Annotated in this window: 12 protein-coding genes and 1 pseudogene; 1 reads left to right on the forward strand and 12 read right to left on the reverse strand. The window is 64.2% G+C overall.

The annotated features are described in order from the left end of the window. Positions 1-6: 6 nt before the first annotated feature. Entirely contained in the window at positions 7-252 is a 246-nt protein-coding gene (locus tag M5C96_RS13440) for a hypothetical protein (RefSeq protein ID WP_272563685.1), read from the forward strand. Positions 253-379: 127 nt separating this feature from the next. Here the strand turns inward: M5C96_RS13440 and M5C96_RS13445 are convergent. The 12 genes and pseudogenes from M5C96_RS13445 to M5C96_RS13500 form a co-directional block, all read right to left on the reverse strand. Further along, a pseudogene (locus M5C96_RS13445) lies at positions 380-1024 on the reverse strand (MFS transporter); the annotation flags it as partial. A gap of 78 nt (positions 1025-1102) precedes the next feature. After that, positions 1103-2176: a methyltransferase gene (locus M5C96_RS13450; RefSeq protein ID WP_272563686.1), complete on the reverse strand. Its 1074-nt coding sequence runs from the start codon at positions 2174-2176 to the stop codon at positions 1103-1105. Then, positions 2176-3147, reverse strand: a complete 972-nt coding sequence (locus M5C96_RS13455; protein ID WP_272563687.1) for a hypothetical protein — start codon at positions 3145-3147, stop codon at positions 2176-2178. The genes M5C96_RS13450 and M5C96_RS13455 overlap by 1 nt, the downstream gene beginning before the upstream one ends. Then, positions 3140-5020, reverse strand: coding sequence for an ORC-CDC6 family AAA ATPase (locus tag M5C96_RS13460; protein ID WP_272563688.1), 1881 nt, complete (start codon positions 5018-5020; stop codon positions 3140-3142). Before M5C96_RS13460 ends, M5C96_RS13455 begins: the two co-directional genes overlap by 8 nt. Positions 5021-5022: 2 nt before the next feature. Beyond that, complete coding sequence (locus M5C96_RS13465; RefSeq protein WP_272563689.1) at positions 5023-5940, reverse strand: phosphoribosyltransferase-like protein; 918 nt, start codon at positions 5938-5940, stop codon at positions 5023-5025. After that, complete coding sequence (locus tag M5C96_RS13470; RefSeq protein WP_272563690.1) at positions 5930-6559, reverse strand: dUTP diphosphatase; 630 nt, start codon at positions 6557-6559, stop codon at positions 5930-5932. The genes M5C96_RS13465 and M5C96_RS13470 overlap by 11 nt, the downstream gene beginning before the upstream one ends. A gap of 369 nt (positions 6560-6928) precedes the next feature. After that, the gene (gene eda / locus M5C96_RS13475) at positions 6929-7540 is read right to left on the reverse strand and encodes a bifunctional 4-hydroxy-2-oxoglutarate aldolase/2-dehydro-3-deoxy-phosphogluconate aldolase (protein WP_272569712.1); all 612 of its coding nucleotides are present in this window, start codon (positions 7538-7540) and stop codon (positions 6929-6931) included. Positions 7541-7596: 56 nt separating this feature from the next. Next, positions 7597-9405, reverse strand: coding sequence for a phosphogluconate dehydratase (gene edd / locus M5C96_RS13480; protein ID WP_272563691.1), 1809 nt, complete (start codon positions 9403-9405; stop codon positions 7597-7599). Between the two features lie 129 nt (positions 9406-9534). Then, entirely contained in the window at positions 9535-10545 is a 1011-nt protein-coding gene (locus M5C96_RS13485) for a TRAP transporter substrate-binding protein (protein ID WP_272563692.1), read from the reverse strand. A gap of 74 nt (positions 10546-10619) precedes the next feature. Then, positions 10620-11900, reverse strand: coding sequence for a TRAP transporter large permease (locus tag M5C96_RS13490; protein WP_272563693.1), 1281 nt, complete (start codon positions 11898-11900; stop codon positions 10620-10622). A 10-nt stretch (positions 11901-11910) separates the two neighbouring features. Continuing rightward, positions 11911-12471, reverse strand: coding sequence for a TRAP transporter small permease (locus tag M5C96_RS13495; RefSeq protein ID WP_442867308.1), 561 nt, complete (start codon positions 12469-12471; stop codon positions 11911-11913). Beyond that, positions 12468-13046 carry a gluconokinase gene (locus tag M5C96_RS13500; protein WP_442867309.1) on the reverse strand — a complete coding sequence of 193 codons (579 nt, stop codon included), beginning with the start codon at positions 13044-13046 and terminating at the stop codon, positions 12468-12470. The genes M5C96_RS13495 and M5C96_RS13500 overlap by 4 nt, the downstream gene beginning before the upstream one ends. Positions 13047-13103 lie beyond the last annotated feature (57 nt).

Below are 13103 nucleotides of genomic sequence, written 5' to 3' on the forward strand. Positions count from 1 at the left end.
GCGACGATGTCTCGGACGAACTACATCAAGGCCCTGATCGAGGACGGCGGCGACATCACGATCGGTGCGCTGCCACCGCACGAGTGCGTCGCCACGGCCGCCGATGGCAGCAACTGCCTGGCCATGCTCGTGCGTCGCGACGGTGAGAGCCTCAACGTCCTGCTCAAACGCTTGAACAAGGCCATCGGCCTGGCTTGGTCAAACGACACGTTCGTTGACGAGGTCAACGACGGCGAGAGCGACCTGCTGTAGTTCTTCCGTCGATCCCGCGTCAAGAGGGGGGCTGAGACGGCGCCTACCACCATCGCAGCGTACATGGACCACCGATCCTGCACATCAGCCCTCAGCAAAAACAGAGGGTACTGAGAAGACGCTTACCCTTGAACGGCGTGGCGAAGTTCATCGCCATGGCGGGTGGCGGGGGCGTCGCCGCGGCCGGCGCCTTGTCGCCATAGGCCGCCAGGCCCAGGTCCGACGGGCGGTTGCGCACGAAGGCCAGTGCCAGCATGCCCACTGTCGCGCAGGCGATGAAGATCGGCGCGATGGCGGAGCGCCAACCCCAGTGTTCGATCATCCAGGCCGCGAAGGGCAGGAAGGCCAGTTGCCCCGTCGCTGCGCTGGCCGTCAGCAGCCCCACGACCAAGCCGCGCCGTGCGACGAACCAGCGGTTGGCCACCACCGCGCCCAGAACCAGCGCCGTCAGGCCGGTGCCCAGGCCCAGCAGCAGGCTCCACAGAACGAACAATTGCCACAGCTGGCTGGCCAGCGTGACCAGCGCCATGCCGGTGCCCACCAGGGCAAGGCCCAGGCACATCACCGCCCGCAGGCCCCAGCGCTCCATCAGCACGGCGGCGAACGGCCCCATCAGCCCGAACAGTGCAAAGCGCAATGCCAGCGCGGTGGAGATCTGGTCCGTCGTCCAGCCGAACTCTTTGGACAGCGGCTGCAGCATCGCGCCCGGCAGGCCCAGCGCCGCCGACATCGTCAAACAGCTTCGCCGCAGTGCAGATGGAGATCGGGCGATTAGAGTTGTTGTTTGGTTCGAATGATGTTGGCGCCCATAAATCGCCCAGCACGCACAGTGAAATCAGGCGTCGAAGGACTATGTCAATGCTTCCCTTGAAGTCTCGGTCAGAAGTAATCGACCGTCTGTCGAGATGCTGGATAGGATCCTTGACGCACGTTCAAGCGTGATGTAAGGCGCTCCCGTTCCTCGATAGGCAGACGCGAAGGTGGGCCAATCGGCGAGCACCATTTGCCTTAACAACTCAACCTCGGTCTCCGATTCGCAAGCCACGCCAAGAACACAGTCCGACAAGGTCACTCGTCGTCCCTTGCCGAGCACGCACAACTTCCCCGGCGTTACAAGTCCGACGCGAGGGAAGAGGAGAGCCGGACCAGTGAGGACGGCCCCCACGACATGCACTCCGGAGCTCGTTACAGCACCATTCTGCAAATGGTTCGTGTGGACCAACGGCTTGCCTGAACGGGACGAGACCACTTTGCGAGAATGCATCTGGACGCGGCCGCGCACAATCGCAAGCGTCGGTGGGCTGGTGACATGCTCGGTGGCAGCCAAAGGCATCCTCAACTTCGTCATACGAACGAGGCATGTGCGTGCCCTTACGCCCTGGAATGCAGACCGCGCGTTGTCGCGAATCACCTCGACGTGGAACTGCTTGCGCAGAACCCTCCATACAGACTCGTCATGCTCGCTCACCAAGCATCCGTCAGGTAGAACTGCCAAGATGGCGCCATCCGGCCGTAGAAACGGAATGCTGTTGACGACAAACGCCATCGCGATGCTGGTGTGAAACACCTCCTCTCCAACCACAACCTCGAACGTCTGTCGGTTCCTGCGCGAGAACGGAGGGTTCAGCAGGACCAAGTCAACGCCTGCAAGATGATTCCGGAGCGACGACGACCGCACAGAGCGCGGTTTCAGGAAGTCCGAACATGCTGTCCGCCACTGAGGTCGGCTCTTTCGCAGGCTGGCCACAGACGCGGCGGAGACGTCATTGGCAATTATCGAAGCCGCGGGCCAGCGACGCTCGGCGGCCAGTAACAGACTGCCCTCGCCACATGCAAAGTCGGCAATCGAAAGCGCGCTACGACGCGGCGTCGCGAGGCCGACCAGCGCATCGGCAAGCTCGGGTGATGTATAGAAACGGTCCATCAGCGCCGCCCCGCTCCGCTCGTCATTGAGCTGCCGCCTGCACCTGCGGTGATTGCGCCAACGTGATATACCAAGAGCCTATCTAGGCCGTCGGTGCGGCCCTCCTTGCGAATCGGGTTGTCATAGATGAGCTCAATACGGCTCGGCGACGTCAACGCGAACATCACAGCGCCGAGCGCGTGGGGCTTCGTGCCAATCATGGCGACCTTCAACGTGGAGTTGGGATGGCGCCGAGCCAATTCCTGCAGAAGGTAAAAACAGCTGAAGGGGCAATTCGCAGGCACGAACTCGATGTGGTGCCAGGCGCTTGTCTCCTCCAGTGCAGCCCTGTTCCCCATGTAGGTCTCGAAGATGTACCAGGGTTTGAAGCCTGGGATGCCCACCACCGGCACTATCCGCTCGTGGCTTGGCTGCACCTGCTCGATGACATGACGAAACCTTGCCCCCTCGAACCCCAGCAGCGGCACGAAGACTGATTCTTCCGTTGTGGAAATCGTTGCGAAGCCCGGCATTGGCGCGATGCCCGCGATGCGTGCACTCAGGTCGTAGATTTGGCCTTCCAGCGGTGCCGCGCTTCGCTTGTACCGATATGGTTCCACGTAGACAGCACGCACCTCCATCCTCGCGGCAATGGCCGCTCGGATGAGCGCAGCCCAGGTTGGATGGCTTAGGCCGGTGATGTCGACGTAGAGGACTCGACCTATTCCCCATGCAGCAAGTAGCCTGGAAAGCGATGCGGCGCTCCGCAGGAAGAACTCCTCCTCTACGCCGGACACCTGGAAACCAGAGACGGATTCAGTGGTAACTTCGATGAACTGAACATCCTTGCAGCCCTGTCGCCACTGTCCGGTGTGACTGCTGCGGTCTTCATTGCTGACGCGATAGATGTACGCGCTTCCAGGCACGGGCGTAAAGTGACTGACCGACTCAAAGGTGTCGGTCAGAATCGGCTCGCGCTTCAACTCACGCATAGAAGTCGCCGAACAGTTGCATCTGGTCGGGAAGGTCCGCTTCGGACTCCCTGTGGTTGAGCTTCAAAACGGCTTCGATGCCCTCCCTCGGCTTGTCCACCAGGTTCAACAGGTTTGCCGTCGTCAGCAGAATCTTTCGCTTCTTCCGGTGGCTAAAGACAAAGAAGGGCGCAAAGATGGGGTGAATCATGTAGTCGTAGGCCTTGGTATCCCGCTCGTCCAGCAGCTTGCTGCCGGCATACCTGACCAACGCCAAATGCATCACCGAGTGCTTGAGCAGGTCCATGGCCTTCCCATCACTGTCGGACACCTGCTCCTCGCGGAGGTGGAACTGGTTCGCCTCCGGCGTGTGTCCGGCCGGAGACTCAGCCAGAACGCCAAAGACCCGACCGAGGCTCAAAAGTAGCTTCGTCAACCGCGCGCCGTCGACGCTGAGACCCTCCAGTTCGGATAGGTTCTTCCGCCCGACTGCCTGCGCAGCTCGGGTCTGAACTTCGGCGCTAATAGGCGAGAACGGCTCGCCGCCTTCTTCGTCGTGAAGGAGAAGCGCGGAGTGCACCAGCTCAAGAAGGTAGCGGATGTTGCCTTCGCAGAGCGATAGGTAGACGTCCCAGCCACAGTAGTACTTCCGAATACCTCGTTTGCCGTTGCGGATGGCGAACAAAGATGCATGGAAGTGGTTGTTGAAGCGGTCCTTGCTGGAAGAAGTGTCCGTAAGCCACGCGTCAACCTCCTGGGAGAGCGTAGTCGTCCCCTTATGGGAGCTCGCCCAATAGTCCAAGAAGTACTGAACGCCAATCGGAAGTGCCTTTGCCGCCTCGCGCTGCGCTGGCGAGCTAGCCGCTTCAATCGCCTTACGGACGCGAGACTCTTGACCCTTGTCAATCAGGCGCGCGGCCTCATCAAGATCGTCCAGCTTAGGGAATAGCGAAGGGAAATCTGCGACAACAGCCGTACCCTCAACGGTTCCTTGGTATCGAGCCGACAGAACGCCCTCGGCGAACGACTTGAAGCGAGATTCCGTCAGCATCTCCGCGATGGAAATGCGTGCGTAGTCCGCGGGAGAGGTCAGCTGCTCGTTCCCATTCAGCGTTGAACGCTCTCGCCATCCGAGCTCTCGGACACCGACCTTAAATGTGTAGGCACCCTGAGAGTGCTTGATGATAGTGTTGAGGATGCGCTGCTGATAGTCCTCAAAGTTCTCGAACTCGTCGATGAGGAAGAAGAACTGCTTGCCGGCCAGCTCCTTCGTGTGGAGCAACGCCGAGGCAAGCGCGTCCACCGGCGCGCCCTGCATCGACAGAAAGGTCGGTGGCGAGTCCACGATGCTGTTGATAGACGCTTCGAACCCCAACATCTGAAGTCTGACTTCCTGAGCCAGGTCGGCTAGGCGGCCGTCAGACTTGAGGCCGAGGGTCGCGCGGAACGCTGCAAGGTCATTCGGGTCTAGCGACAGATCTCTGTCCGTTTGAAGCTCGTACCAGCAGGCGAACTCCAGGAGCTGGGTACAGAACACCAAATTCAGATAGTGGCCAAAACAGGCGCGCCACCTTTCCTCAGAAAGCTCCGGTCCCCGGAAAGCGGTCACGCGGTTGGTGTTTACGCGGTGGTATAGGCCAAAGAATTGCCAAGTGTCGATGACACTCTTGTCAGATTTGGCAAAGGCGAACTGACCTTGGTACGACAGGCCCTGCAGAACAGTAGTCTTCCCAGTGCCCCGGCCTCCAATGAGTACACACGGCCGATTCGTCTTTAGCAAATCGAAGTAGCCCGGTACGGTGAACAAGTCGAACAGCTGCTCGCGAAGCCATTCCGCCTTGTAGAGGCCAAGCACCGTGCTCAGCTTGTCGATAGACCCGTTCTGGCTCGTCATGGCTATTTCTTCAGGAGCGGCTTCCAGCCGTTCTCTTGGTGCGTAAAGATAGGCAGCACAGCATCTGGCCACCCATGTTCGAAGGCGAGCGCAAGGCCTAATTTTCTGTAGCCCATCCAGCACCCCTCCTGTCCATCGCGAAATGGAATGCCGGCCTTTACGCTCGCGCGCTCGACAAAGAGGGGGCCTTCGACCTTCATGTCGTCCCGCCAAATCACTGAGCTGGGGGACAGGGCACTGTACGTTTCCGGAAGGGCGTGGGCAGGCACAAGTTTCACCAGCGGGCACTTGCGGGCAATGTAGTCACGACCGACATCGGTGCAAATCAACGGGCAGTAATAGAAAGCCACCGCGCCTGACCCGATAGTGGCTACGAGCGACTTGAACGACGCCGCTCCCAGGTCAGACAGCTGGTGAATCTTTGTCCACGTGTTCTCGAACTGTTCGCCGGAACCGACAAAGTCGTCGACAAAGATGACATTGCCGCGCTGGGTTGCCTTCAGCTGGTCAAGTGCCTTCGCTGGCGAGAGCAACTGCTCCTCCTGCACTCCAAGCTTGTTGCGAGCCAGCCGGGCGAAGATAAAGCCACTGTCTGCATCGCTGCTGTAGTTGCCCTCGGCGCGGACGACGATGGCCGACTCCAGGAATTGGGTCCACTGCGAGCTGGCCGAGAAGTAGTTGTCCTTGTTCTGGACAACCAACTGCGAAAGGTTCTGGAAGGCACCCTGGAACAGCGCGCCCACCAGCTCGTCCGCGAAGTAGGTGAAGCCCTCTAGCAAGCGGATGGCGTACTTTTGGTCGGCGACATCGAAGTTCTCGAGCCAGCCTTTGGGGTCAAAACGTGTCGCTCGTGGCCACAGCTGCGCACTGACAAAAAACTTCCAGTTCTCGGCAACGGTTGGCGGCAGCTCAACGGCCACGTGCCACCTCGTCGTACTTTTTCGATAGCTGGCCGTAGAGTTCGGCCGCGAAGGTGGCCGGGTTCTTGTCTAGGCCCGCTGCAAACTCAACCAGCCACACGTTGTCTTCGCGACCTTGCCAAGTCTTGATATAAGTGCCCGCCTTATAGCCATGGTCCTGCCGGAAACCGTTCAGCACGCTCTTTCCCACGTACATCTCGTAGAGTGTCTGCTCTTCAAGGCCAACCGCACTGGCGAGCTCGCAGAACTCGGCCAAGTCGAAGCGCTTCGTGGTCAGGACCGACTTCGCGAAAGCCTCCACCAGGGCGATGCGCTCCGCAGAGTCGTCAACGTCAGCGCCGCTGCGCTTTCCGTAGACGACGTAGGTACCGAGGAGCTTTGTTGCAGCGTCGTCTGCCGCGCCGTGCTGCTGCAAGAGCTCGCTCAATCCGAAATGGAAGATGTCGACCAGTTCCAAACGGACTTGGGGTATGTCTGGGGATTGATGTTTCCACCACTTCCAGCCGATGTGGTCCACGAGTTCGGCGCATTCCGTCCAAATCGCCCGGAACCAGGCGTTGTTCGCGTCGCGCCAATCGGGGCGAATCTTGCTGTTGATGCCATCCTGCAGTTCGAGCATGGACTGCAGCCTGCTCCTGAACATGACGTCATCTACACCGTTCATATCGTTAAGCCTCAAAGTGGTCCTGGGAATTTTAAGTGGGAACCGCGTTATGAAGCCCTCGGACGCTGGCGGATCTCGACGGGCTTTGCTACTGGCGCTTCGGTCGATAGCGGCCAGCCGCGAAGCATGCAGCGAATGGCCGCACCCAGCCTAAACCAGTTGGTCAGAAGCCGGGACAATTGCTAGCTCCCGGCCGGTCGCTGTCGCGGTAGCAATTGTTTGCCAGATAAGGAGGTACCAAGGCGATCAAAAACAAACCGCAACCCACCGACTGCTTGGGGACAATGGCCAGCACTCCCCATCAGCGCCAGCAGTCCATTCGCCTCAAACCTTCGCGCGCAGCGCCACGGCCCCTCGCGCCAACTCGGTCACCCTCGCCCAGTCCCCCTGGGCCAGCGCATCCCCCGGCACCAGCCAAGACCCGCCCACGCAGGCCACATTCCCCAGCGCCAGAAACTCCGCCGCATTGCCCGGCTGGATCCCGCCCGTGGGGCAGAAGACCACATCGCCGAACGGCCCCTGCCACGCCTTGAGCATGGCCAGACCACCGGCCTGAACGGCGGGGAAGAACTTCAGCGCGTTGAAGCCCTCTTCCTGCGCCATCATGATTTCGCTGCCCGTTGCCACGCCGGGCAGCAGCGGCAGCCCCAGGTCGCGGCAGGCGCGGCCGACCGCGGGGGTGAATCCCGGGCTCACCGCGAAGCGGGCCCCGGCGCGCGCAGCGGCCTGGGCATCGGCCACGCTGCGCACGGTGCCGGCGCCGACCACCGCTTCGGGCACGTCGCGGGCGATGGCTTCCATGCAGGCCAGGGCCTGCGGGGTGCGCAGGGTCACCTCCAGCATGCGGATGCCGCCAGCCACCAGGGCGCGGGCCACGGGCACGGCGTGGGCCACATCGTTGAGCACGATGACCGGAATGACCGGCGCGTCGCGCATGACCTGCACGGCGGTGAAGGCCGCGTTGCCGTGGTTCTGGTTGGTGTCGTCGTCGTTCACAGCCACGAGCAGGCTCCCTCTTCTGCGCTAAGCGCGTTGCGCCGGAATCCGGCAAACAGTTCACGGCCCCAGCCGTGGGCGTTGTCTTCGGCCTGTGCGGGCGGCAGCACGGCGGGCGTGCGGGCCTGCCAGGTGGCGGCATCGACCAGCACATCGAGCGTGCCTGCCACGGCGTCCAGCCGGATGACGTCGCCGTCCTGCACCCGCGCCAGCGCGCCGCCGGCGTTGGCTTCGGGCGAGACGTGGATGGCGGCGGGCACCTTGCCCGATGCGCCGCTCATGCGGCCATCGGTCACCAGTGCCACGCGGTAGCCCTTGCCTTGCAGCACGGCCAGCGGCGGGGTCAGCTTGTGCAGCTCGGGCATGCCGTTGGCCTGCGGCCCTTGCCAGCGCACCACGCAGATCACGTCGCGGTCCAGCTGCCCGGCCTGGAAGGCGGCCTGCAGTTCGGCCTGCGAGCCGAACACGGCGGCGGGCGCCTCGACCACGTGACGGTCTTCCGGCACGGCAGAGACCTTGATCACGCTGCGCCCCAGGTTGCCCTGCAGCAGCTTGAGGCCGCCGGTGGCGCTGAACGGCGCGGTGGCCGGGCGCAGCACGCCGTCGTCGCCGCTGGCGCCGATGTCGGTCCAGCCCAGGCGCCCTTCGGCGTCGCTATGGGGCAGCCGGGTGTATTCGCGGATGCCGCCGGGCCGCACGGTGAGCACGTCTTCGTGCATCAGGCCGGCATCGAGCAGTTCGCGCAGCACGTAGCCCGGGCCGCCCGCGGCCTGGAACTGGTTCACGTCGGCGCTGCCGTTGGGGTACACGCGGGCCAGCAGCGGCACGGCGTGCGACAGCGCGGCGAAGTCGTCCCAGTCGATGACGATGCCGGCCGCACGCGCCACGGCCACCCAGTGGATGAGGTGGTTGGTGGAGCCGCCCGTGGCGAGCAATGCCGACATGGCGTTGACGATGGCGCGCTCGTCGATGACCTTGCCGATGGGCGGGCACGCGGGGCCGAGCACGGTGCGTGCCGCCTCGCGGGTCAGTTCCTGCCGCAGCGCCTGGCCGGGGTTGATGAAGGCGGTGCCGGGCACGTGCAGGCCCATGGCTTCCAGCAGCATCTGGTTGCTGTTGGCGGTGCCGTAGAACGTGCAGGTGCCTTCGCTGTGGTACGCGGCGGATTCGGCGGCCAGCAGTTCGGCGCGACCCACCAGGCCTTGCGCGGCCTGCTCGCGCACCTTGGCCTTGGCGTTGTTCGACAGGCCCGAGGTCATGGGGCCGGCCGGCACGAAGACAGTGGGGAGGTGGCCGAACTGCAGCGCGCCGATGAGCAGGCCGGGCACGATCTTGTCGCACACGCCCAGCATGAGCGCGGCGTCGAACACGTCATGGCTCAGGGACACCGCCGTGGCCATGGCGATCACGTCGCGGCTGAACAGGCTCAGCTCCATGCCGGGCGTGCCCTGCGTGACGCCGTCGCACATGGCGGGCACCCCGCCGGCGACCTGCGCGGTGGCGCCGTGCTTTCGGACTTCGTCCTTGATCAGATCGGGGTAGTGCTGCAGCGGCGCGTGGGCCGAGAGCATGTCGTTGTAGGCATTGACGATGCCGACGTTGGGTGCCTTCTGGGCCACCACGCGCAGCTTGTCGTTGCCGGGCATGCCGGCGAAGGCATGCGCCACGTTGGCGCAACCCAGGCGGTCGGCGCCGCGGTCGCGGTGTGCATGGGCTTCGAGCTGGGCAAGGTAGGCGGCGCGGGTGGGCGCGCTGCGCTCGCGGATGCGCCGGGTAACGGCTTCAACGGTGTCGTGGATGGGCATGCTGGCGGGTGTTGGCAACGGGCTGGCGGAGCGCCCATGGTAAACCCGCAGGCCGCTCCGTCTGTAGGCAAAGGGCATGTGTCGGCCCGCCCCGGCCCGTGGCCGCGGGGCGAGCCCATGCGTGCCGGGTTACTGGGCGCCGCGTGCCTGCTTGACGGCCGCGTTCACCGCGTCCCAGGTTTCCTGGCCGACCGATTTGGCGATGCCGGTGTTCACGCTGGCGAGCTTCTCGCGCATGCGGTTGGCTTCCGAGCCGGGCAATTCGTTGACCTGCATGCCCTTGGTCTTGAGGTCGGCCAGGGCCTTGGCGGCTTCTTCGCGCGTGTCCTTGCGCTCGAAGTCGCGGCTCTTGACGGCGGCGTCCTGCAGCACCTTCTTTTCGGCGGCGGAGAGGGTGTCCCACCACTTCTTGCTGACGGTGACGATCCAAGGGCTGTAGACGTGGTTGGTCACCGTGAGGTACTTCTGCACTTCGTAGAACTTGCTGGACACCACCGTGTTGAACGGGTTCTCCTGGCCATCGACCGCGCGCGTTTCCAGGGCGGTGAACAGTTCCGAGAACGGCAGCGGCACGGCGTTGGCGCCCAGGGCCTTGAAGCTGTCCAGGAACACGTTGTTCTGCATCACGCGCAGCTTGATGTCGCCCAGGTCTTCCAGCTTGTTGACGGGGCGCTTGCTGTTGGTGAGGTTGCGAAAGCCGTTCTCCCAGTAGACCAGCCCGACCATGCCCTTGGGCTCCAGCTTGGCCTTGACCTTTTCGCCGACCGGGCCGTCGAGCACGGCGTCGGCCTCCTTCACGTTGTTGAAGAGGAACGGCGTGTCCCACACGGCCATCTCGGGCACGATGCCCACCAGCGTGGCGGTGGAGCCCACCATCATCTCCTGCGCGCCGCCGATCAGCGCCTGCTGCATCTGGGTGTCGGAGCCCAGGGCGGCGTTGCCGATGGTGCGCACCTTCATCTTGCCGCCGGAGGCCTTCTCGACCTCCTGCGCGAACAGGCGCGCCGCGCGGCCCTGGTTGGAATCGTCGACCAGGCCATAGCCGAAGCGCACGAGGCGCGGCTTGAAGTCCTGGGCCTGGGCGGCCCCGGTGGCCACCAGTGCGGCCACCAGGCCGGCGAGAGCGAAACGGATGCGCATGCTTGTCTCCTTGTATTGAAAGCGCTGAAGAGAGAGGGAAAACGAAACCATCGGAAATCGGGGCCGGCGGCGGCTCAATGCAGCCAGCGCAGCGGGCCGGTGATGAGCACCGGGAACAGCACGACCAGCACCAGCAGCACCACGTACATCAGCAGGAACGGCGTGGTGCCCTTGATGACTGTCTCCATGCGCAGACCGCCCACCCCCGCCACCACGTTCTGCACCGTGCCGACGGGCGGCGTGATGAGGCCGAGCGATCCCACATAGATGAACATGAAGCCGAAGTACACCGGATCGATGCCGGCCTTCACCGCCAGCGGCAGGCACACCGGCCCGAAGATCAGGATGGTGGGCGTCAGGTCCATGGCCGTGCCCACGACGAGCAGGAACAGCATCATCAGCGCCATGAACACGATGGGATTGCCCATCACGCCGGAGAAGCTGTCCGCCAGCATGGCGGGCAGGTCGGCCAGGGTGATCATGTAAGCCGTGACGGTGGCCGCGCCGCACAGGAACATCACCACGGCGGTGGTCTTGCCCGCGGCCAGGAACACCTCGTACAACTGGGCCCAGGTGAGTTCGCGGTACACGAACATCGACACGAACAGGGCGTAGACCGCGGCCACCACGGCGGCTTCGGTCGGCGTGAAGATGCCGCCCTTGAGCCCGCCCAGGATGATGACCGGCATCATCATGGCCCAGAAGCTGTTGACCAGCGCCTTCATGCGCGCACCCCATTCCACGCGCTCCATGGACGGCAGCTGGTGCTTGCGGGCGATCCACCACCAGGCCAGGATCAGGAAGATACCCATCATAAGGCCGGGAAACACGCCGGCCAGGAACAGCTTGCTGATGGAGGTGTTGGTCGTCACCCCGTAGATCACGAACGGCATCGACGGCGGAATGATCGGCGCGATGATGCCGCCCGATGCCAGCAGGCCCGCGCTGTAGCTGGGCGGGTAGTTCTGCTGGCGCATCATGGGCAGCAGGATGGTGGCCAGGGCCGCGGTGTCGGCGATGGCCGAGCCGCTCATGGAGGCCAGCAGCACCGCGGCGCCGATGGCCACGAAACCCAGGCCCCCGCGGATGTGCCCCACGAAGGCGCGCGCCAGGTCGATGATGCGGCGCGACAGCCCGCCCGCATTCATCAGCTCGCCCGCCAGGATGAAGAAGGGCACCGCCAGCAGCGGAAAGTTGTCGAAGCCGGCCTGCAGGTTCTGCGCGAGCAGCTGCGAGTCGAAGAAGTCCAGGTGCCACATCAGGGCCACGCCCGTCAGCACCAGCGCGTGGGCGATCGGCATACCGATCACCATGCCGCCGATGAGCACCAGCAGAAAAATCGCGGTCACGATCATGTCCGGCCCCTTATTCGATGTCGCCCGCCGGGCCGGCCGGCGTGGGCGGCTCGCCGCGCAGCAGGTCGAACACCAGGGCCACCAGCAGGCCGGCCGCCAGCACCAGCGTGGCGGCTGCGGCCAGCGCCAGCGGGTAGCCGAGCACCGTGCTGTAGCTGCTCATGCCGGCCGCCACCTGCTCCCAGGAGCCCTTCAGCAGCAGCACCATGCACACCGCCACGAGCAACTGGCTCACCCAGAACAGGCCCTTGCGCGCCCCGCCCTTCACGCGCGAGGTGAGCATGTCGAAGCCCAGGTGCTTGCCTTCGAAGGCCGCGACGATGGAGCCCACCGCCACCAGCCACACGAACAGCAGGCGCGAAACCTCTTCGTACGACACGATGCTGGTGTGGAACACATAGCGCAGCACCACGTTGACGAACACCGCCACCACCATGCCGGCGAGCGCCAGCACCATGAACAGCTCGGCCAGCCGCTGCAGCGCCGGCTTGCGGCGGGGTGGCGCGTGCGGGGAAGAAGATGGTGCGGACGGGGCGGCCAGATCCCTCGTCGGCGGCTGCGGAATGCTCATGCGTTGTCTCCTGCCGCTGGGCCGCGGCCTGTTTTTTCAGGGGCGAAACCCTGGGGGCCGCGCACCCAGGCCACGGCGTCCTGCACCAGCGTGGCGATGGGCTGGGTGGCATCGAGCGTCAGCACGCCGGGCTCGCCCTCGGGCGATTCCAGCGTGGCGAACTGGTCGGCCACCAGTGCGGGCGAAAAGAAGTGGCCAGGCCGAGACTGCACGCGCACCAGCGCTTCGTCATAGCCCAGCTTCAGGAAGACGAAGCCGAGCGCCGGGTGCGCCTCGCGCAGGCGGTCGCGGTATTTGCGGCGCAGCGCGGAGCAGGTCAGCACCACGCCCTGCCCGCCTTCGCTGGAGTCCAGCAACAGGGCCAGACGGCCGAGCCAGCCGGCGCGGTCGGCATCGGTCAGCGGCGTGCCGGCCCGCATCTTGGCGATGCTCTCGGGGGCATGGTAGGCGTCGCCTTCGTGCAGCGTCCAGCCCAGGGCCTGCGCGCAGGACTCGCCGACGCAGGACTTGCCGCAGCCCGACACGCCCATCACGACGATGGCCTGGGGGCGAAACATTGAGATAGCGCTATCCATTGAATTCGAAGAAATGCGGTGGGGCATGGAGCCGCACCGCGGGTGGCTGGGCCGGGT

It is taken from the genome of Acidovorax sp. GBBC 1281 (assembly GCF_028473645.1).
Lineage (GTDB): Bacteria > Pseudomonadota > Gammaproteobacteria > Burkholderiales > Burkholderiaceae_C > Paracidovorax.